This is a genomic window from Mycobacterium sp. E2699, from assembly GCF_001666745.1.
In the GTDB taxonomy this organism is placed as follows: Bacteria; Actinomycetota; Actinomycetes; order Mycobacteriales; family Mycobacteriaceae; genus Mycobacterium.
This window is the reverse complement of the sequence record NZ_LZJH01000143.1, coordinates 113,054-132,781: the sequence shown is the minus strand read 5'-3', so window position 1 is coordinate 132,781 and position 19,728 is coordinate 113,054. Positions and strand designations below refer to the sequence as shown.

Annotated in this window: 19 protein-coding genes; 10 read left to right on the top strand and 9 right to left on the bottom strand. The window is 69.2% G+C overall.

What is annotated here, in order from left to right; genetic code table 11:
• Positions 1 to 218: 218 nt before the first annotated feature.
• The 5 genes from A5696_RS24275 to A5696_RS24255 all read left to right on the top strand — a co-directional run bounded on the left by A5696_RS24275 (position 219) and on the right by A5696_RS24255 (position 7,146).
• Entirely contained in the window at positions 219 to 941 is a 723-nt protein-coding gene (locus A5696_RS24275) for a GAF and ANTAR domain-containing protein (RefSeq protein WP_067883522.1), read from the top strand.
• A 60-nt stretch (positions 942 to 1,001) separates the two neighbouring features.
• Positions 1,002 to 2,183: a zinc-dependent alcohol dehydrogenase gene (locus tag A5696_RS24270; RefSeq protein WP_067883521.1), complete on the top strand. Its 1,182-nt coding sequence runs from the start codon at positions 1,002 to 1,004 to the stop codon at positions 2,181 to 2,183.
• 69 nt (positions 2,184 to 2,252) lie between these two features.
• Positions 2,253 to 4,403, top strand: a complete 2,151-nt coding sequence (glgX, locus tag A5696_RS24265; protein ID WP_067883520.1) for a glycogen debranching protein GlgX — start codon at positions 2,253 to 2,255, stop codon at positions 4,401 to 4,403.
• A gap of 129 nt (positions 4,404 to 4,532) precedes the next feature.
• Complete coding sequence (locus tag A5696_RS24260) at positions 4,533 to 6,287, top strand: sensor domain-containing diguanylate cyclase (protein ID WP_067883519.1); 1,755 nt, start codon at positions 4,533 to 4,535, stop codon at positions 6,285 to 6,287.
• Between the two features lie 91 nt (positions 6,288 to 6,378).
• Entirely contained in the window at positions 6,379 to 7,146 is a 768-nt protein-coding gene (locus tag A5696_RS24255) for an SDR family oxidoreductase (protein WP_082956643.1), read from the top strand.
• 6 nt (positions 7,147 to 7,152) lie between these two features.
• Here A5696_RS24255 and A5696_RS24250 read toward each other — a convergent pair whose 3' ends face one another.
• Positions 7,153 to 8,121: an aldo/keto reductase gene (locus A5696_RS24250; protein WP_067883517.1), complete on the bottom strand. Its 969-nt coding sequence runs from the start codon at positions 8,119 to 8,121 to the stop codon at positions 7,153 to 7,155.
• A 23-nt stretch (positions 8,122 to 8,144) separates the two neighbouring features.
• A complete protein-coding gene (locus A5696_RS24245; protein ID WP_067883516.1) occupies positions 8,145 to 9,089 on the bottom strand; it encodes a sensor domain-containing protein in 945 nt (314 codons plus the stop codon).
• 131 nt (positions 9,090 to 9,220) lie between these two features.
• Between A5696_RS24245 and A5696_RS24240 the strand changes: the two genes are divergently transcribed.
• From A5696_RS24240 to A5696_RS24230, 3 genes are read left to right on the top strand one after another with little or no spacing between them, the layout of a single operon-like run.
• The gene (locus tag A5696_RS24240; RefSeq protein ID WP_067883515.1) at positions 9,221 to 9,727 is read left to right on the top strand and encodes an oxidoreductase; all 507 of its coding nucleotides are present in this window, start codon (positions 9,221 to 9,223) and stop codon (positions 9,725 to 9,727) included.
• Between the two features lie 13 nt (positions 9,728 to 9,740).
• On the top strand, positions 9,741 to 11,237 hold the full coding sequence (locus tag A5696_RS24235; protein ID WP_067883514.1) for a molybdopterin-dependent oxidoreductase: 1,497 nt from the start codon (positions 9,741 to 9,743) through the stop codon (positions 11,235 to 11,237).
• Between the two features lies 1 nt (position 11,238).
• On the top strand, positions 11,239 to 11,550 hold the full coding sequence (locus A5696_RS24230) for a hypothetical protein (protein ID WP_067883513.1): 312 nt from the start codon (positions 11,239 to 11,241) through the stop codon (positions 11,548 to 11,550).
• Here the strand turns inward: A5696_RS24230 and A5696_RS24225 are convergent.
• Complete coding sequence (locus tag A5696_RS24225; protein WP_067883512.1) at positions 11,501 to 11,860, bottom strand: hypothetical protein; 360 nt, start codon at positions 11,858 to 11,860, stop codon at positions 11,501 to 11,503. The genes A5696_RS24230 and A5696_RS24225 overlap by 50 nt on opposite strands.
• A gap of 26 nt (positions 11,861 to 11,886) precedes the next feature.
• Positions 11,887 to 12,924 carry a hypothetical protein gene (locus tag A5696_RS24220; RefSeq protein ID WP_067883511.1) on the bottom strand — a complete coding sequence of 346 codons (1,038 nt, stop codon included), beginning with the start codon at positions 12,922 to 12,924 and terminating at the stop codon, positions 11,887 to 11,889.
• A 134-nt stretch (positions 12,925 to 13,058) separates the two neighbouring features.
• On the opposite strand from A5696_RS24220, the gene A5696_RS24215 reads away from it, so the two are divergent.
• Positions 13,059 to 13,619 (top strand): hemerythrin domain-containing protein, encoded by a 561-nt coding sequence (locus A5696_RS24215; protein WP_067883510.1) that lies wholly within the window; start codon positions 13,059 to 13,061, stop codon positions 13,617 to 13,619.
• A 31-nt stretch (positions 13,620 to 13,650) separates the two neighbouring features.
• Positions 13,651 to 14,313, top strand: a complete 663-nt coding sequence (locus A5696_RS24210; RefSeq protein ID WP_067883509.1) for a UdgX family uracil-DNA binding protein — start codon at positions 13,651 to 13,653, stop codon at positions 14,311 to 14,313.
• Between the two features lie 19 nt (positions 14,314 to 14,332).
• Here the strand turns inward: A5696_RS24210 and A5696_RS24205 are convergent, their stop codons facing one another.
• The 5 genes from A5696_RS24205 to A5696_RS24185 all read right to left on the bottom strand — a co-directional run bounded on the left by A5696_RS24205 (position 14,333) and on the right by A5696_RS24185 (position 19,710).
• Positions 14,333 to 16,126 carry a thiamine pyrophosphate-requiring protein gene (locus tag A5696_RS24205; protein WP_067883508.1) on the bottom strand — a complete coding sequence of 598 codons (1,794 nt, stop codon included), beginning with the start codon at positions 16,124 to 16,126 and terminating at the stop codon, positions 14,333 to 14,335.
• A gap of 267 nt (positions 16,127 to 16,393) precedes the next feature.
• On the bottom strand, positions 16,394 to 17,449 hold the full coding sequence (locus tag A5696_RS24200) for a DNA topoisomerase IB (protein WP_067883560.1): 1,056 nt from the start codon (positions 17,447 to 17,449) through the stop codon (positions 16,394 to 16,396).
• Positions 17,450 to 17,547: 98 nt separating this feature from the next.
• Entirely contained in the window at positions 17,548 to 17,946 is a 399-nt protein-coding gene (locus A5696_RS24195; RefSeq protein WP_067883507.1) for a heme-binding protein, read from the bottom strand.
• 276 nt (positions 17,947 to 18,222) lie between these two features.
• Positions 18,223 to 18,696 carry an STAS domain-containing protein gene (locus A5696_RS24190; protein WP_082956521.1) on the bottom strand — a complete coding sequence of 158 codons (474 nt, stop codon included), beginning with the start codon at positions 18,694 to 18,696 and terminating at the stop codon, positions 18,223 to 18,225.
• Between the two features lie 183 nt (positions 18,697 to 18,879).
• Positions 18,880 to 19,710, bottom strand: a complete 831-nt coding sequence (locus A5696_RS24185) for an SDR family oxidoreductase (RefSeq protein ID WP_067883505.1) — start codon at positions 19,708 to 19,710, stop codon at positions 18,880 to 18,882.
• Positions 19,711 to 19,728 lie beyond the last annotated feature (18 nt).

The following is a 19,728-nucleotide window of genomic DNA, read 5'->3' as shown; positions in this document are numbered from 1 at the left end:
ATCCCCTTCGCTTGCCGCCGGCCGGCTTCGTCCCGCGGGCCGCGCAGCGTTCGTAACCTGCTTTGCACTTCGTTGACTGGCCCATAGACTTCGTTTCGTGCGTCGACACCGTCGATCGGTCGTCGCCACCATGACACGGGTGAGCGGGGCTCGGCCGGGCGGCGGATGCAGTGGGCGTACACGGACCAGAATGAAGAAGCTCTCGAGGGGGTGACGTCGTGCCGGTGGACAACACCACGGTGGTGGCACAGCTGGCGGGGCTGATCGCCGAACTCGAGCGCCAGGGCACCGACACGGGTGTCGGGCTGCACGAACTCATCGACAGCGGCGTCCGGCACGTGGCGGGCTGCCAGTACGCGGGGATCACCCTGGCCGACAAGACCAAGGCCGTCAGCAACGTCGCCGCCACGCATCGCTACCCGATGGTTCTGGACGCGATCCAGAACCGGTACGGCGAAGGGCCGTGCCTGTCGGCCGTGTGGCAGCACCACGTGATGCACGTCGAGGACCTGAACCTCGATCAGCGGTGGCCGAACTACCAGATGCACGCGCTCGAGCAGACCCCCATCCGCTCCATCCTGTCCTACGAGTTGTTCGCCGACAGTGGCACCATGGCCGCGCTCAACTTCTATGCCGACCATCCCCACGCGTTCACCGACGAATCACTGGAAGTCGGCGGGGTTTTCGCCACCCACGTCGCCCTGGCGTGGTCGATGATGCGCCGCCAAGACCAATTCCGCAGCGCGCTCGCGTCACGCGACGTCATCGGCCAGGCCAAGGGTGTGGTCATGGAACGCTTCAACCTGGACGCGGTCGAGGCGTTCGAACTCCTCGCCCGGCTCTCGCAGCAATCCAACACCAAGCTCATCGAGATCGCCAGGTCGCTGATCGACGCCGAGCATCCGCTCAAGCGCCGCCACCAGACCGCGCGCGGCGCCTAAACGGGGCGCACGGCCACCCGAGCCGTTTCGGCCGGCGCGGCGCGGGTATGCGCCAGGCCCATGAAAGCTGTCACGTGGCAAGGCAAGCGCGACGTCCGGGTGGAGTCGGTGCCCGACCCCAAGATCGAACGGCCCACCGACGCCGTCATCGAGGTCACCTCGACCAACATCTGCGGGTCCGACCTGCACCTCTACGAGATCCTGGGCGCCTTCATGAAACCCGGGGACATCCTGGGCCACGAACCGATGGGGATCGTGCGCGAGGTCGGCCCGGAAACCGGCGACCTGCGCGTCGGCGACCGGGTCGTCATCCCGTTCCAGATCTCCTGCGGCCGTTGTTACATGTGCGGCAACCGGCTCTACACCCAATGCGAAACCACCCAGGTGCGCGACCAGGGCATGGGCGCGGCCCTGTTCGGCTACTCGGAGCTCTACGGCGAAGTCCCCGGCGGCCAGGCCGAGCTGCTGCGCGTCCCGCAGGCGCAGTTCACGCACATCAAAGTCCCTGAGGGACCGCCGGATTCGCGCTTCGTCTACCTGTCCGACGTGCTGCCCACCGCCTGGCAGGCGGTGGCCTACGCCGACATCCCCGACGGCGGGTCGGTGACCGTGCTGGGCCTGGGCCCCATCGGGGACATGGCCGCGCGCATCGCCGATCATCTCGGCTACCGGGTCATCGCCGTCGACCTGGTGCCCGAGCGCCTGGCCCGCGCCGCCGAGCGCGGCATCCACACCATCGATCTGGGCCGGCTCGACGCGCCCCTGGGGGACGCGATCCGCGACCTGACCGACGGCCGGGGCACCGACTCGGTGATCGACGCGGTGGGGATGGAGTCGCACGGTTCGCCCGCGGCACGGCTGGCGCAGCAGGCCAGCGGGATGCTGCCGGACTTCCTGGGCAAGCGGGTCATGCAGACCGCCGGCGTGGACCGGCTCAGCGCCCTGTATTCCGCCATCGACATCGTGCGACGGGGCGGCACCATCTCGCTGATCGGCGTCTACGGCGGGATGGCCGACCCGCTGCCGATGCTCACCCTCTTCGACAAGCAGGTGACCCTGCGGATGGGGCAGGCCAACGTCAAGAGGTGGGTCGACGACATCATGCCGCTGCTGGGCGACGGCGACCCGCTCGGCGTCGACACCTTCGCCACCCACGTGCTGCCCCTCGATGCGGCCCCGCACGGCTACGAGATCTTCCAGAAGAAGCAGGACGGCGCGGTAAAAGTCATGTTAAAACCCTGAAAACCGCTCCGCCGCAAGCCCTTCCGCACCGCCGTTTGGAAGCGGCCGCCGCAGGGTATTGAAAGCGCCATGACTTCCGCAGAACCCCTCGCGCCCACGCCCACCGGTGAAGTGTGGCCCGGCAGGGCCTATCCGCTGGGCGCGACGTATGACGGCGCCGGCACCAACTTCGCTGTGTTCAGCGAGGTGGCCGAACGGGTGGAGCTGTGCCTGTTCGACGCCGACGGGGTGGAGAGCCGGATCCCGCTGCCCGAGGTCGACGGATTCGTCTGGCACGCCTACATCCCCGGCATCGAGCCCGGCCAGCGCTACGGCTACCGCGTGCACGGCCCCTACGAGCCGGCGGACGGCCTGCGCTGCAACCCGAACAAGCTGCTGGTGGACCCGTACTCGAAGGCCATCGACGGCACCTTCGAGTGGAACCAGTCGCTGTTCAGCTACAACTTCGGCGACCCCGACAGCCGCAACGACGACGACTCCGCCCCCAGCATGCCCAAGTCGGTGGTGATCAGCCCCTACTTCGACTGGGGCAACGACCGGCCCCCGGACCACCAGTACGCCGACACCGTCATCTACGAGGCGCACGTCAAGGGCCTCACGCAGACCCACCCCGACATCCCAGAACAGCTGCGCGGCACCTACTCGGCCGTGGCACACCCGGTGATCATCGAGCACCTCAAGAGCCTTGGCGTCACCGCCATCGAGCTGATGCCGGTGCACCACTTCGCCAACGACTCGACCCTGGTGGACAAGGGCTTGTCGAATTACTGGGGCTACAACACGATCGGGTTCTTCGCACCCGACTTCAAGTACTCGAGCGCGACCTCCCCGGGCGGGCAGGTGCAGGAGTTCAAGGCGATGGTGCGGGCGCTGCACGAGGCCGGCATCGAGGTGATCCTCGACGTCGTCTACAACCACACGGCCGAGGGCAACCACCTGGGCCCGACGCTATCGATGCGGGGAATCGACAATGCCGCCTACTACCGGCTGGTCGACGACGACAAGCGCTACTACATGGACTACACCGGCACGGGTAACAGCCTCAACGTCGGGCATCCGCACGCGCTGCAGCTGATCATGGACTCGCTGCGCTACTGGGTGCTCGAGATGCACGTCGACGGCTTCCGTTTCGACCTGGCCGCCACGCTGGCCCGCGAATTCTATGACGTCGACCGGCTGGCGACGTTTTTCGAACTGGTGCAACAGGATCCGACGATCAGCCAGGTCAAGCTCATCGCCGAGCCGTGGGACGTCGGCCCCGGCGGCTACCAGGTGGGCAACTTCCCGCCGCAGTGGACCGAATGGAACGGCAAGTACCGCGACACGGTTCGCGACTTCTGGCGCGGCGAGCCGGCCACGCTCGACGAGTTCGCCTACCGCCTGTCGGGATCGGCCGACCTCTATGAGCACACGGCGCGCCGGCCGGTGGCGTCGATCAACTTCGTCATTGCGCACGACGGGTTCACGCTGCGGGACCTGGTGTCCTACAACGAGAAACACAACGAGGCCAACGGCGAGGACAACAACGACGGCGAGAGCCACAACCGGTCCTGGAACTGCGGCGCGGAGGGGCCGACCGACGACCCGGACGTCAACGCGCTGCGCGCCCGCCAGCAGCGCAACTTCCTCACCACGCTGCTGCTCTCCCAGGGCGTGCCGATGATCTGCCACGGCGACGAGCTCGGCCGCACCCAGAACGGCAACAACAACGGTTACTGCCAGGACAACGAGCTCACCTGGATCGACTGGGCGAAGGCCGATAACGGCCTGCTGGAATTCACCCGCACGGTGTCGGCGCTGCGCGCCAACCACCCGGTGTTCCGGCGCCGCCGGTTCTTTTCCGGCAAGCCCCTGGGTCGCCGCGGGCAGGACGGGCTGCCCGACATCGCCTGGTTCACCCCCGAGGGGGCGGAGATGACCGAGGAGGACTGGGGCGCGGGGTTCGCGAAGTCGGTCGCGGTGTTCCTCAACGGCCACGGCATCCCCGACCGCGACGCCCGGGGCCAGCGCGTCCTCGACGACTCGTTCCTGTTGTGCTTCAACGCCCATCACGAGCCGATCGAATTCACCTTGCCGGCAAAGGAATTCGGCGCCTCCTGGCAGCTGGTCATCTTCACCGGACCGGAGGAGGAGACCCCGGCGGAGGAGGTGCCCGGCGGGGGCACGTTCACCGTGGACGCGCACAGCGCCGTGGTGCTGCAGGCCCCGGACGGCGGCTGAGCGGGACGATCGCCGGGTCACATTGGTGACCTTCCGCACCGGGATTGATGACCTTCTGCCCCGAGACATCGGCTTCCGCTCCGCGCACAATGTCGGTTGCGCCGCCGCCGGGCGAGGAAGGGGCACCCGATGGAGAGGTCGAGCCCGGACGGACGCCTGAACGACGTGGCCTGGTGCCGACGGATCGCGCTGGCCGCCGGGTTCGCGCTCGCCGGCGCGGCCTGGGCGGGCTGGGCGACCGGTACCGACGAGTTGACCAGGGTCTATCCGGCCTGGCCGCAGATGATGCCGTGGACCGCGTTGTGGCTGGCGGCGCTGGCGGCGGCGATCGCGGCGCAGTCGGGCAATCCACCGCGTGGCCGCGTCCCGGCAGGGCGCGGGCTCGCGCTGGCGGTCGGCGCCCTCGCCGGCATGACCCTGATCGAGTACGCGGCCGGGGGGTCGTCGTCGGCCATGGACCAGGTGTGGTTCGGCGACGCGGTGCGCGCGTCGCAACAGACCTGGCCGGGGCGCCCAAGCCCGCAGACGGCGTTGTCGGTCCTGCTCCTGGCGGCCGCCGCGGCGCTGATCCGGGTGGATCGGTGGACCCGCCTGGTGTGGCCGGCATGCATGGCGGCCGGCGCCGCCATCCCGGCGGTCACGGTCGGTGCGTACCTGTTCAACGCACTGGCGCTGGTGGGTTACTCGCCGTCGACCGGTCAGGCGCTCATGACGGGCCTTGCGCTGCTGCTGCTCGCCGCCGCGACGTCGCTGACGCGCCCCGACCGGTTCCCGGTCGCCTGGCTGCTCGCCCGGCCCGATCGGACGTCGTTGCTCCGGTTGGTGGCCATCCTCGCCGGATTTCCGGTCGTCGTTGCGCTGTCGCGGCCGGTCTTCCTGGGGCTCGGGCTGGGTGAGCACGCGGAGTGGACCTTCTCGGTGCTGCTGGGCGCCCTCATCGTCGGGGCGGTCACGTTCTATCTCAGCCAGCGCGAGCAGAAACTGCTGATCGAGAAGGAATTGGTCAGCAAGGAACGCGCCGACGCCGAGCGGCGCTATCGCATCCTCGCCGAGAACGCGGTGGACATCATCGTGCACCTTCGCGGCGCCGACGTCGCGTGGATCTCACCTTCCGTGGAGGCCGCGTTCGGCCGGCCACCGCAAAGCTGGACCGGCTCCGATCTCAGCCGCCATATCCATCCGCGCGACCTGGAGACGGTCATCGACGCGCTGCGCAGGGTCGCCGCCGGTGACGCGGTCCTGCAACGGTTCCGGATTCGTTCCGCCGACGGCACCGACCACTGGGTCGAGGGCCACGGAAAACCGTACGTCGACGCCGACGGCGACACCGACGGCGTGATCGCGGCGTTGCGCATCGTCGACGACCAGGTCGAGGCGGAGCAGCGACTCGAGCGGTTGGCGCGCTTCGACACCCTGACCGGTCTGGTGAACCGGGCCGAGGCCCTGGACCGGCTCGCCTCCGCGCTGAAGGAACCGCAACACGTAGGAACGCATGTCGGCGTGTTGTTCTGCGACGTCGACCATTTCAAGGACATCAACGACACCTGGGGGCACGGGATCGGCGACTTCGTGCTGGCGACCCTGGCGGCCCGGATCCGGGGGAGCGTTCGCCGGGGGGACACCGTCGGCCGGACGGGAGGCGACGAGATTCTGGTCCTGCTGCCCGGCGTGCGCAGCGCCGAGGAACTCGGCCACATCGCGGAGAAGATTCGCTGCCGCGCCGCCGATCCCATCCACGTAGCCGGCAAGACGTACTCCGCGACCCTGAGCATCGGCGCAACGCTTGCGCAGCCCGGCGATTCCGTCGACACGATCACGGCCCGGGCCGATGCGGCCATGTACCAGGCCAAGCTGGGGGACCGGAACACCGTCATCAGCAACTGATCAGCCTGACCATCGCCACGTGACGGGCGCAATCCGGTAGGTTTTTGCCGACGGCAGCTCGTTACAGGAGAGGGCGAATATGTCAAGGACAGTGGTGGTGGGCGCCTCGAGCGGACTCGGGCGGTGCATCGGTGTCGGTCTGGCGCAGCGCGGCGATCGGGTCGCCCTGCTGGCCCGGCGCCGCGAGCGCATCGAGGCCGCGGCGCAGGAGGCCGGGGCGGGTGCGGTCGCCATCGCGTGCGACGTGACCGACGAGGCGTCGTGCCGGTCGGCGATCGCCGCCGCCGCCGAGGCGCTCGGCGGCATCGACAACCTCGTCTACACGCCGGCCGTCGGTCCGCTGGTACGGATGGTCGACACCGACGCCGAGACGTGGCGGCGGATCTTCGACACCAACGTCATCGGCGCGGCGCTGGTGACGGCGGCGGCGGTCCCGCACCTGACGGGCGCCGCGGGCAAGGCGGTCTACCTGTCCTCCGACGCGGGCACGTTCGGCCCGCCGTGGCCGGGACTCGGCGCGTACGGCGTCAGCAAGGCGGCCCTGGAGCGGCTCGTCGAGGCGTGGCGGGCCGAGCATCCGGACATCGGCTTCACCACCCTCATCGTGGGCGAGTGCGCCGGCGGCGAGGGCGACAGCCAGACCGGCATGAACATCGGCTGGGACATGGACCTGGCCATGAAGGCCGTCCCGCTCTGGGCGTCGCGCGGCTGCATGCCCGGCAAGCTGATGCCCGTCGAGGACCTCATCGACGTGGTGCACACCGTCCTGCGGACCGACGCGGCCACCTCGATGCCGGTGGTGGTGGCGCGGGGCGCGCCCGCCAGCCCGGCAGCGTTCGCGGACTCGAAGCAGTCCTGAGCAGTCCTAACGCCCCAACTTCTCCCGGACCAAATCGGTCAGGAAGCGCCCGGCCGAGGCGGGCCGGAAGGCGCGGGCCGCGTCGGTGAGCGCCTCGCGGGAATCCGGCGGCAGCTCGACCTCGGCGGCCGCGACGTTGAATTCGAGCTGCTCGACGCTGGACGCGCCGGGAATCGCCACGACACCCGGGAGGCTGATCAGCCAGGCCAGCGCCACCTGGGCCGGCTTGGCCCCGACCGTGGCCGCGACGTCGCGCAGTGTCTGCAGCAGCGGCTCGATGCGGCGCAGGTTCTCCGTGCCGAACAGCGGGTTCACCGCGCGCACGCCGCCGGGACGGTTGTCCGCGCCGTACTTGCCGCCCAGCAGCCCCTGCGCCAGCGGGCTGTAGGCGATCACGATGCGGTTCTCGCGCTCGGCGAAGGGCACCAGGTCCTCCAGGGCGCCGGCATGGGCGAGCGAGAAGTGCACCTGGTTGCTGATCACCGGCCGCCCCAGCGCCGCGTCGGCCTTCTTCCAGCGCTCCAGCGAGTAGTTGGAGACGCCGGCCGCGCCGATCTTGCCCTCGTCGAGCAGGTCGCGCATCCCCGGCATGATCACCGAGTCGGGGAACACCGGGTTGGGCTGGTGAACCTGGTAGAGCGGGATGCGGTCGACGCCCAGCCGGCGCGCGCTGGCGCGCTCCCGCTGCTTGACCACCGCGGGGAACGGCGCCACCGGCATGATCTTGCTGGCGATCGCGACCTCGGCGCGCTCGTCGCCGAGCGCCTCGCCCAGGATCCGCTCGCTCTTGCCCAGCCCGTACACCTCGGCGGTGTCGAACAGCGTGACCCCCAGGGCGCGGGCCCGGTGCACGATGTCGCGGGCGGCACCCGAGGCGTAGCCCTCCCCGTAGCCCCACTCCCGCGACCCGAACTGCCAGGTGCCCAGGCCGATTCGGCTGACGGATCCGACGCCGTCGACGTCCAGGTATTTCATGGGCCCCACCCTACTGGGGCGCCTCAGCCGGGGATCTTGTTGAGCACGAAGTTCGCGATGCTCACGGCCGTGGCCCGGGGGCGGTCGGCGTCGGTGGTGCCGCTGTAGGACACGTAGAGGTCGACGACGACGTTGGCCTTGGCCGCGATCGCGCGGGCCGAACGCACCTGCAGCCCCTTGGGCGTCAGGCCCAACGTGGTGATGCCGTTGCCGGCGTCGGCGGGCGGGCCCACGGCGAACGGGATCGCGCCCGCCTCGGGAATCGTCACGCTCACGGTCGTCCCGCCGCACTGCTGCCACCCGTCCTGCAGCTTGTGCAGCTGCGACTGGGCCGCCGCCGCGTCGCGAAACGCCGCGGCGGCCTCGATCACCTGGACCGATTTGAGCAGGCTGCGCGTGTCGGAGAATTCCGCGGCGTGGTAGCCGAACAGGGCGTCGACGTTGTAGGCGTCCGGGGTTCCCGGCGCGATGGCGCCCCAGCACTCCGGGCGGTCGATGGTCCCCTCCCGGTCCGACCTGGACGGGTGGTCCCAGGACTGGCCGGCCTCGACGTTCTGGTCGTCGGTGAGGGTCTTCAGGTCGCCCGCGCCGGGCAACAGGGCGGCCACACCTGCCGGTTCGACCGTCGGACCCGCCGGCGCCGCGGCGGTGGCGGCCGGCCCCGGCGTACGGCTCGGGGTGGATCGCAACGCGGCCAGGCCGGCCCACCCGGCCAGGGCGATGACCAACAGCGCGACCAACGCATACGACAGCGCCACCCCGGCCACCGCGCGGTTGCGGCCCGGCTCGCCGGTGCGCCGGATCCGAGCGAGCGCCAGGTGCCCGAGGATCGCGCCGACGGGCGGGGACAGGAACGCGAACACCAGCGATTGCGTCGCCAGCGCGGCGACCGGCGGGGGCGCCGGCGGCACGCGGCCGAGCGGATCGTAGCTGAACGGGCCGTACCCGAGCGGATCCTGAGGATGCAACGCGGCGGCCTCCTTAGCGTGCGACCCTGCCGCGAATGTAGTCGCTCGGGTCCCAACTGCAAACGGAACCGAAAACGGGCAGTTCCTACAAGTCGAAGTTTGAGGAATTCGGCACCGGGTACGCGCGCGTTGTGGGTTTTGTCGTCGGGTCGTGGCCGGAAAATTGGCACCGCAGCCGGCTGTTTCGGGTGCTGTCCCTCGGCGGCTACGTCGCCTTCGACTTGCCCAGGGTGGTAACGGGTTTGGGTGCCGCCCTGCTCGCCGGCATCGCCGCGACGCACGGCTACCTGATGTATTCGATGGCGACCCAGGACGCGCTGCCGGCGGCCTTCGTGGGCTACGCCGTCGCGGTCATCGCCGCTTGCCTGCTGGTCGCCGCCGGCATGGGAGTGGGTCGCAATCCCGCTGTGGCACAAGCGAGTTGGTATTTCGGCAGCCTGCTGTCGGTCGTCGTTCTCGGCGTGGACGTCGCCACGCGGATCACCAGCCTGCCCGGCCTGACCGCCGTCACCGGGCGGTGGGACGTCGCCCCGGCGACCTTTGCGCTCGCCTTCGCCGGCGCCTACATCGGCGTGCACGCGTCGGTGCTGCTGGGCATCAATGTGGCCCATCCGCGCCGGCAGCAATGGGAGGACTGACCGGGCGGCGCAGATGACAGAAATCGTGCTCGACTACCCCGCATGGCTGCGCATCGACCACTGGCTCAACGTCCTTTTCCTGACGTTGTTGCTGCGCAGCGGCATCGAGATCCTGTCCACCCACCCCAAGCTGTACTGGCGTGAGGACAGCAAGCCCGGCACCGAGTGGGCGCGCTTCACCACCAAGACGATGCCGACCGACAAGCTGTACGACACCCTCGACGAGGAAGAGGACTACAGCTCGCTCGTGGCGCTGCCCGGTCACAAGAAGCTCGGCATGGGCCGCCACTGGCACTTCATCTCGGTGATCGGTTGGGTGCTGGTCGGGCTCTCGTACTACGTCCTGCTGTTCGCCACGGGCCAATGGCACCGGTACTGGCCCCGGTCGTGGGCGACCTTCGTCGAAGCCGGCAACGACATCGTGACCTACATGACGTTCAACCTGCCCCCGCTGCTGCCCGACGAACCGCTCGACGCCATCCAGAAACTGACCTACGCGGGCGTCATCTTCGTGCTGGCACCGTTTCAGATCCTCACCGGCGCCGCGCAGTCCCCGGCGATCGAGGCCCGCTTCCCCTGGTTCGTAAGGCTGTGGGGCGGGCGGCAATCGGCGCGCAGCCTGCACTTCCTCGGGCTGGTCGCGTTCGTGGTTTTCATCGCGATACACGTGTCGATGGTCTTCTTCTGGGGCTGGGGTCAGCTCAACGCCTCGATGATCTTCGGCTCGGTCCGCAACGTCACGCTGGCGACCGTGTTGTCCTTCGTGATCCTCGGCGCGATCGTCGCCGTCCACGTCGCGGCCACGGTGTGGAGCCTGCGCCGGCCGGTCCAGGTCCGCCGCATCCTCGGCGCCGTCATCACGCGCGCCCGGCTGATCCTGCTGCGCCCGCTGGACTCGCGACAGGACTACCCCGAACGGATGCTGTCGGAAGAACACCGCGTCAACGGCAAGCCGCCGTGTTCGGCGGAGTACAAGGTGATGGCGGTGCACAACTTCGTCGACTGGCGGCTGCGGGTCGGGGGGCTGGTCGAGGAGCCGGTGACGTTGGACCTGGCCGCCCTGCGCGCGCTGGCCGAGCCGAAAAGCCAACGCGTCCTGCACAACTGCGTGCAGGGCTGGTCGAGCATCGGCGAGTGGAAGGGCCTCCCGCTGGCGGCGCTGGTGGAACTGGTGCGCCCGCTGCCCCAGGCCCGGTTCGTGTGCTTCCTGACCATGCAGGACACCGGCCGCGACGAACCGAGCGCCGAGGGGGAGGGGCAGTTCTACGAGGTGATGGACCTCGAACTGGCCTACAAACCGCAAACCATCCTGGCGTACGAGATGAACGGAGAACCGTTGCCCATCAAGCACGGTGCGCCGCTGCGGCTGCGGGTGGAGACCCAGGTCGGCTTCAAGATGGCCAAATGGATCAACCAGATCGAATTCATCGACGACCACCGCGGCATCGGCCACGGCCTGGGCGGCTGGCGAGAGGACAACGTCCACTACGACAAGGACGTGGAGATCTGACATGCGTGACGACGACACCCTGGTGCGCCCTGAGCTGATCGCGCTGTATCCGGCGGCCCGCGAACGGGTGTGGGCGCACATCGCGGCCAAGGGTGGGTACTGCGAGTGCTGCGGGGCGAAGGACTTCGACGTTGGTGACGCCCTGTATCTCGGCTTCCTGTTCCTCGATGAGGATTCCGACGCCTACCTGGTCGCACTGACCTGTCGCAACCCGGATTGCGCGAAGCCGCGGACCGGAATCGTGTTGTCGGAGAAGGATTTTCTCACCGACGGGGACGGAAGCGTTTCGCCGAGGGGGGCGGCCGGTCGGTGAAGTCGGGCGCTGCGAGCCGGAACCGGTCGATCAGGTGCGACAGCGTGCGCAGTTCGTCGCGCAAGGCGCGAAATCGGCGCTCGTCCGCCTCGTCGAGCCGGCCCAGTGAGCTGTAGTGCACCAGCCGCCGCAGCCGGCCGGCCAGCACGGTGCCCCACCGGATGCTGAAGTCGTAGCGCTGGCCCTCGCTGATCGCCTCGGCGTCGTCCTGTTTGGCAAGTTCCCTGAGCGCCTTGATCTGTTCGGTGATCAACTCGACGTCGTTGTCGATGTCGATCGCCTCGCGGGTGCGATCATGTGTTGCGCTCATCGGTTTCTCCTAGCCCTCGCGGACGCTCACAGATGTGGCTTGGCGACGCTGACCACATACGGGTTGTCGGCCAGCGTCAGATAGACACGGTGGGGTCCGATGGCCATGCCCGAGAGGCCGGCCGATCGGGCGGCGCCGGCGGGCAGGTGGGAGCGGTAGTCGATGACGCGGATCACCGGGATCTTGCGGTCCGGGAAGCCGGTGAAGCTGTCGGTCTCGAGGACCACCACCTCGCGGTCGGTGGCCGCGTAGATGCGGGTGTCGTCGGTGCCCAATTCGCGTATCGGCGAGGGCAACTGGGCGCTGGCCAGCAGCTCCATCCCTCTGCCGCCACGGCGCGAATCGACGGCGTACAGCGTGTTGCTGTCGTGCCCGGCCACATAGTTGCGGGCGTCCGCTGCGCCGTCGCCCGCCGACACCGCGACGTCCAGGCCGAGCGCGCCCCGTTGCCGCGGCGGCGACGAAAAACCCTCGTAATAGCGGATTCCCGAGGCGCCGTAGAGGTGGTAGTCGATCTTTCGCCCGCGGTTGGCGCCGTCGATGCTGTCCGCCGGGTCGTCGGTGACCGGCGCGGTGGGCAGCTTGCGGAAGCCGTATTGGTCCACCGGCGTCACCGCGGTTCCGTCGGCAGACAGGGCGAGCAATATCCGCATTCCGCCGTCCTCGGCGAGGTAGGCAGGATGCGGCCCGGCGTCGAAATCGTTGACCTGGCGCAGGCTGCCCAGGTCGACGGAGGCGACCTTGCCGCGGTCGGGTTGCGGCACGAACACTACCCCGTCGTCCTTCTGGCTGATCTGCAGGTTGCGTCCCACCGCCAGGGGCGCCGACAGCCGCGTCGTGGCGTCGTCGGGGCGGGCACCCCCGGACACCTCGGCCAGCCGGTGGTCGTCGGTGATGGCGACCAGCGCGTGCGTCCGGTACGACCAGACCGGCTGGCGCAGCGGCGCGCGGACGGACCACACCAGCACCCCGGGCGCGCTCTCCAGGGTCGATCCGGACGTCGCACAGCCCGCCGCGACCGTCACGGCGCTGACGGCGCCCACGAGCCCCGAACGCCAACCCATGATCGAAGAAATACCCGCTCGACGCGCCGCCACACGTGCCGGTTTGGTGGCCGGGCGGGTCGGGTAGCCGCAACAGGAGCGCGCAACAGCCGGCGCGCCACCGGAAGCCAAAAGATTTGAATGGGAGGGACATCATGGCGCAGCACGCCATCAAGTCGCCCACCGATGTGGTCGACTTTCTTGTCAGTCAGCACGAGCAGATCAAGTCCCTGTTCGCCGACACGCTGTCGGCCGGCGGGAAGGAGCGGGAGAAGGCGTTCGTCGAACTTCGGCGGATGCTTGCCGTGCACGAGACCGCCGAAGAGGAAATCGTTCACCCGCGGGCCAAGCGGAAGCTCGGCAACGGTGCCGCGGTGGTCGGCAAGCGGTTGGAAGAGGAGCACGAGGCCAAGACGGTCCTGCAGAAGCTGGAGAAGCTCGACGTCGACAGCGAGGAGTTCACCCGCCAGCTGACCGAGCTCCGCGACGCGGTCATCGACCATGCCGAGCACGAGGAGTCCGACGAGTTCGCCAAGCTGGGCGAGGAATTGAGCGACGAGGAGCTGGCGAGGATGGGGCGCGCCGCCAAGCTTGCCGAGGCGATCGCGCCCACCCGGCCGCACGCGGGCGTGGAGTCCCAGGCGGCCAACCTGGCCGCCGGGCCGTTCGCCGCGATGCTGGACCGGGCCCGCGACGCCATCGTCGGGAAGGGCTGAGGAGGCCGTTTCCCGCCCGCTGCGTAGGAGTATGTCCATAGCCGCCACCAAGATCAGCGCCGCGCGGTACCTGCCCGAGGATCGCGGCCTCGTGGCGCTGAAAGCCGCGGCCGGCCGGTGCCACGGCTGCCCGCTGTATGCCGATGCGACGCAAACGGTTTTCGGCCACGGCCACCCCGGGGCGCCGATCATGCTGGTGGGCGAGCAGCCGGGGGATCAGGAGGACCGCGCCGGCCTGCCCTTCGTCGGCCCCGCGGGACGGTTGCTGGCGCGGGGGCTCGACGATGCCGGGATCGACCCGACGCTGACGTACCAGACCAATGCCGTCAAGCATTTCAAGTTCACCCGCAAGGGCGGCAAGCGGCGGATACACCAGAAACCCAGCCGCACCGAGGTCGTTGCGTGCCGGCCGTGGCTGATCGCCGAGATCGAGGCGGTGCGGCCGCAGGTGATCGTCTGCCTCGGCGCGACAGCCGCGCAATCGCTTCTCGGAGCGGCGTTTCGGGTGTCCGCCGAGCGTGGCCACGTCATCCCGTTCCCCACCACCGTCGACGTCCGGCTGGACCCGGAGCCGATCGTGATGGCGACCGTGCATCCCTCGGCCGTGCTGCGCGACCGCAGCGATTCCCGCGACGAGGCCTACCGGCTATTCGTCGACGACCTGCGCGGCGCCCGCAACGCCTACGCGCATTGAGCCGCGCGGCCCTTTGCCCTCAGCTCTTCTTGTGCGGCAAGAACTCCTGCGCCTTGGTTTTCAGGCCGACCTTGACGAAGCCGACCCGGTCCTCGTCGCCGGACAGCACCGCGGTGGTGGCCGCCTTGAACTGGTCCCAGGTGGCGTGCGGGGGAATCGGGGGCATGTTCGGGTCGGTGTAGATGTCGAGCACGGTCGGGCGGTCCGCCGACAGCGCGTTGCGCCACGCGTCGCCGAGTTCCTCGGGGTCCTTGATGGCCATCGCGCCCAGGCCGAGGCTGGCCGCGAACCCGGCGAAGTCGACGTCGGGAAGGTTCTGCGACTCCGCGAATTTCGGCGAGCCGGCCATCGCGCGCATCTCCCAGGTGACCTGGTTCAGGTCGTTGTTGTGCAGGATCGCCACGATCAGCCGGGGGTCACCCCACTCGCGCCAGTAGTGCTTGATCGTGATCAGCTCGGCCATGCCGTTCATCTGCATCGCGCCGTCGCCGACGAACGCGATGACCGGCCGGCGCGGGTGGCCGAACTTGGCGCCGATCGCGTAGGGGACGCCGGGCCCCATGGTCGCCAGCGTGCCCGACAGCGAGCCCCGCATGTTGCCGCGGAACTTCAGTTGGCGCGCGTACCAGTTGGCCGACGACCCCGAATCGGCGGTGACGATGGCGTCGTCGGGCAGCAGCGGGGACAGTTCGGAGAACGGCCGCATGGGGTTGATCGGGTCGGCGCTGACCTTCGCCTCCATGTCCATGGTTTCCCACCAGCGCGCCACATTGGCCTCGACGGTGTCGCGCCAACCGCGGTCCTCCTTGCGGCGCAGGTGCGGGATCAGGGCCCGCAGCGCGGCCTTCGCGTCGGCGACCAGGTTCACCTCGTACGGGTACCGCATGCCGATGAAGCGGCCGTCGATGTCGATCTGCACGGAGCGGCACTGATCGAAGCCCGGCAGGAACTGGGTGTAGGGGAAGCTGGACCCGACCGTGAGCAGGGTGTCGCAGTCGCGCATCAGCTCGTAGCTGGGCCGGGTGCCCAGCAGCCCGATCGAGCCGGTGACCCAGGGCAATTCGTCGCTCAGCACGTCCTTGCCCAGCAGCGCCTTGGCCGCCCCGGCGCCGAGCAGGTCGGCGACCTCGCTCAGCTCCTCGGAAGCTCCGGCCGCGCCGTTGCCGACCAGCATCGCGACCTTCTTGCCCGCGTTGAGCACGTCGGCCGCGCGCCGGATCGCCGCGTCGTCGGGGGAGACGGCCGGCCACTCGATGCCCAGGCTCGACGGCACCATCTTGAACGCGTGCGTGGGCGGCGAGTACTCCAGCTCCTGCACGTCGGAGGGGATGATGATCGCCGTGGGTGCGCGCTGGGCCAGGGCCACCCGAATCGCGCGGTCCAGCACGTTGGGCAATTGCTCTGGGACAGTGACCATTTGGACGTAGTCGCTGGCGACGTCCTTGAACAGGCTCAGCAGGTCGACCTCTTGCTGGTACGAGCCGCCCATGGCGCTGCGGTTGGTCTGCCCGACGATCGCCACCACCGGGACGTGGTCGAGCTTGGCATCGTAGAGCCCGTTGAGCAGGTGGATGGCGCCGGGGCCGGACGTGGCCATGCAGACCCCGACGCGGTTGGTGAACTTGGCGTAGCCCACCGCCTCGAAGGCGCTCATCTCCTCGTGCCGCGACTGGATGAACATGGGCTTGTTGTCGGCGCGCCCGAAGGCGGCGAGGATCCCGTTGATGCCGTCGCCGGGGAACGCGAACACGTGCTCGACTCCCCACGCCCGCAACCGCTCGAGCAGGTAGTCCGAGACCTCTTGTTTCGACATTGATTGCCCTCCTAGTCATTGGGGTGTCGCCGGGCGCGCAGGATCTCGACGGCATTGGCGTATTCGCCGCGCCCAACCAGACCCCGGATCGCCATGGGTTCGACTTTCCGGGCAGCATCCGAGCAGCGCTGTGGCGCGTGCCTCGGCGCACAAGTTCCCGCATACCCGCATTCGTGATCGTTATTCCTGCGACGCGCGCCAAGTTTGGTCGTCCCGCCACGACAACGCCGAGCCGATCGTCGGGCTCGGCCCATCACACCACTTGACTCACGCGCTCCTGGGCAGCGCGGACAAGCTGGATGCGTTGTGGCCCTTGGCCACTCGGCGAATCAGCATGCGGGTCGCCTTCTCCAGGATTTCCTGCGCGGCGTCGGGTCGACGGGCGCGTTCGGCCCGACGCGCCGCCGCTTCGATGGTCAGGCCCTGCTCGTAACCGGCGACGACGCGCGGGTCCACGTACGAGCCCCGGGCCACCGCCGGCGTGTTGCCGAGTTCCTCGGCGACCTCCTTCATGACGGCGGACTCGACCCGCTTGATCACCCGCTGCGAGACGGGCGGGTCCGCGTCGGCGAACGCCGCGGCGGCCAGCACGGTGCCGTGCCAGGTCCGCAAATCCTTCACCGTGTACTCGGCGCCGACCATCTCCTTGAACCGGGCGTTGAGGTCGTCGGAGCGGATGTCGACCCAGCCGGAGTCATTGCGGCACACCAGCAGGCGGTCGGTGCGCTGCGGGCGCCGCATCAACGCCCGCACCGCCCGGACGATTTCGGCGTCCTCGATCTCCACGGTGCGCCGAACCCCGCTCTTGGCCGGGAAGTCGAACGCGACCGCGCGGCGGCGCACCGTCACGTGGCTGCACAGCAACGTGGCCAGCCCGTAAGACTCGTTTTCCTCGGCGTACTGCTCGCCGCCGGCGCGAAAGTAGCCGCGGTCGAGCAGGCGCAGCGCGACCGCGAGCACGCGTTCGCGGGTCAAGCCGCGCCGCGACAGGTCTTTTGCGATGCGCGCCCGCCACAGCGGCAACTGCACCGACAACTGAAGGACGCGGTCGAATTTCTCCTCGGCGCGCTCCTGCTGCCATGCGCTGTGGTAGAGATACTGGCGGCGTCCCGCCGCGTCGGTGCCGACCGCCTGGATGTGGCCGTTGGGCTGCGGCGAGATCCACACCCTTTTCCACGCGGGCGGAATGACGAGATCCTTGATGCGCGCCAGGGTGTCGGGGTCGGACACCCGGTTGCCCGCGGGGTCGTAGTAGGCGAAGCCCTTGCCCCGGCGTTTGCGGGTGATCCCCGGCTTGCCGAGATCGCTGCGACGCAGCCGCATGGTTGCCTCCATACCCATTGGCTGACTGGACAATTACCCGCGGCCGGCCAGCGCGAAACGGCCCGCCACGGCGGTGTGGCGGGCCGTTCCCGGCGCGATCAGCCGGCCATGAACTCCTGGTAGGCCGACTCCAGCGTCGGCGGCAGGGCCGTGACGTTGCACTGCCGTTCGGTGTCGCCGATCGGCGCCAGGATGCCGCGCAGGTCGTAGTACTGCTGCGGGTGCGCGGTGAAGTAGCCGCGCAGGCTGGACGCGGCCTCGGGCCGGGGCTGGCCCAGCGCGGCCGTGACCGCCTGGTTGGCGTCCGGATGGGCGGCCAGGTATTGCTGCGCCGCGCCCTGCGCCGAGGAGACGGTGGAGTTCACACCGCCCGGGCTGCAGTCGGGTGCTGCGGCGGCCGACGGTGCGCCGACGATGCCCATGGTCAGTCCCCCGAGCAGGAAGCCCGCGCTGACGCCGGCGCTGCGCCGGCGCGCGACGATACTGCTGATTTTCATGATCAGTGTTGTCCTTCGAAATTGATCAATTGATTCCAGAGAGGCTCCCGATCCTCGAAATCCAAAGTAGCGGAGGCGAACAGTGGCTTTGTCGGCCCAAACGGCAAGCCCGCGCCCCGCACCGCCGAATGCGGCCACCGGGCGGGGTTTTTGCTAAGCGGACAACCACATTCGGGCGCCAATGCTGAGAATTCTTAAAGAACGGCACCGGCTCTTAAGCAATCGTGATCCGGATCGTGACGAAACCGTGACCTTGATTGCGGTCGAAGCGGGCGGCTACGGCGCCTTGCGCTGTGGTTCCCCCTGGCGGGCCAGGCCGGCGAGGAACCGACGGCGCGCGCGGATGAAGTCGTGGGTGTTCTGCAGGGCCTCGGGAACCGAATCGACCACCGGCAAGCCGTGGTCGGTGACCACGCGGGTCAGCCGGCCCAGGGCCGCACCGCGGACGACGTTGTTGTGCAGTTGGGCTGCCCGGTGCTCCTCGTTGAGGAGGAGCAGCGCCCGCAGGCCGGCGCTGCCCAGGAAATCCAGCCCACTGAGATCGAGGACCAGCGGCGCGTTGAGCCGCGCGAAGCGGCGCACCACCTCGGCGACGAGGTCGGCGTTGGCGGCGTCGATCTCGCCGTCGATGCGCAGGACGGTGGCCACGCTGCGCGCGTGCACGTGCACCCGCGCCCCCGCGCAATCGATCACGTAGCGATTGCGCGGTTCCCCGCAGCAGTGGGGTTTGGGTTCCGGTGAAGAAGTCATCTGATAGCGCCCCTCAAATTTGGTGAGCAGGGCGAGCGACTGCGCTGTCCTACACGCCGCTCGTGATTGCGGCAGCTGTGGATTCAACTGAGCACGAGCCTAGCCGCCCCGGCAGCCGCCGGCATGGCGAACACGAATACGGCAGGCGTCGCCACCGCCAAATCTTCCCGGTCTGGCCGCCACTCAGGTCTTGGACAAGTCCCGCAGCCGCCTCGTGCTCGCCACGGCGCCGTCGCCGTCGGCCGAAACGCCGTCCGCGGCGCCCGGGGCCAAGGTATGCAGCCAGGTGTCGACGTCGGGGCCGACGACCACCGCGCCGTCGGAGGGCAGCAGCGCCCCGGTCCCGAGCGCGCCGAGCCCGGGCGGCACGGCGCGCACGCGACGGTTGTCGCCCTGCTGCGCCAGCAGTTTCGACGTCAGCTCCGGCAGGTGGACGGCCTGCGGGCCGGTGATGGTGCGCGGCGGATGCGTCTGACCCAGGGCCGCCTCGACGAGCACATCGGCGACGGTGTCGGCGGCGATGGGCTGGATCAGCCAGTCCTCGACCACCACCTCGCCGTCGCGCGAGCTCACCGCGACGGGGTTCGTGGCGAACTCGTACCACTGGGTGGACTTCACGATCGTCGCCGGAACCGTGCTGTCGAGAACGATGGCCTTCGCCTCCCGTTTCGCCTCGTAGTACGGAAAGCCGTCGAACACCGGGTCTTCCACGTTGGCAACCGTCGACACGACCAGTCGCCGGATGTCCCGCGCGGCGCACGCAGCCACGACGTTGCGGGCGGCGGTGGCCACCGTCCGCATGATGTCGGACCGCTCGGACAGCGGATTGCAGACGTCGATCACGACGTCCGCCCCCTCCAGCGCCTCGAACAATCCCCGCCCGGACACCACGTCGACGCCGTGCCGGCGGGAGATCTCGACCACCGCGACGTCGCGGGCCTTCAGCCTGGCGACGACGCGCGATCCGGCCGTGCCGGTCGCCCCGATGACAGCGATGGTGCTCAGTGACGCCACCCCCTTCCTGGTCGACGG

Coding starts and splice junctions, on each gene's coding strand:
- A5696_RS24270 (WP_067883521.1), top strand. CDS start 1,002: ATGAAAGCTGTCACGTGGCAAGGCAAGCGCGACGTCCGGGTGGAGTCG.
- glgX (WP_067883520.1), top strand. CDS start 2,253: ATGACTTCCGCAGAACCCCTCGCGCCCACGCCCACCGGTGAAGTGTGG.
- A5696_RS24260 (WP_067883519.1), top strand. CDS start 4,533: ATGGAGAGGTCGAGCCCGGACGGACGCCTGAACGACGTGGCCTGGTGC.
- A5696_RS24250 (WP_067883517.1), bottom strand. CDS start 8,121: ATGAAATACCTGGACGTCGACGGCGTCGGATCCGTCAGCCGAATCGGC.
- A5696_RS24235 (WP_067883514.1), top strand. CDS start 9,741: ATGACAGAAATCGTGCTCGACTACCCCGCATGGCTGCGCATCGACCAC.
- A5696_RS24230 (WP_067883513.1), top strand. CDS start 11,239: ATGCGTGACGACGACACCCTGGTGCGCCCTGAGCTGATCGCGCTGTAT.
- A5696_RS24225 (WP_067883512.1), bottom strand. CDS start 11,860: ATGAGCGCAACACATGATCGCACCCGCGAGGCGATCGACATCGACAAC.
- A5696_RS24220 (WP_067883511.1), bottom strand. CDS start 12,924: ATGGGTTGGCGTTCGGGGCTCGTGGGCGCCGTCAGCGCCGTGACGGTC.
- A5696_RS24215 (WP_067883510.1), top strand. CDS start 13,059: ATGGCGCAGCACGCCATCAAGTCGCCCACCGATGTGGTCGACTTTCTT.
- A5696_RS24210 (WP_067883509.1), top strand. CDS start 13,651: ATGTCCATAGCCGCCACCAAGATCAGCGCCGCGCGGTACCTGCCCGAG.
- A5696_RS24205 (WP_067883508.1), bottom strand. CDS start 16,126: ATGTCGAAACAAGAGGTCTCGGACTACCTGCTCGAGCGGTTGCGGGCG.
- A5696_RS24200 (WP_067883560.1), bottom strand. CDS start 17,449: ATGCGGCTGCGTCGCAGCGATCTCGGCAAGCCGGGGATCACCCGCAAA.
- A5696_RS24195 (WP_067883507.1), bottom strand. CDS start 17,946: ATGAAAATCAGCAGTATCGTCGCGCGCCGGCGCAGCGCCGGCGTCAGC.
- A5696_RS24190 (WP_082956521.1), bottom strand. CDS start 18,696: ATGACTTCTTCACCGGAACCCAAACCCCACTGCTGCGGGGAACCGCGC.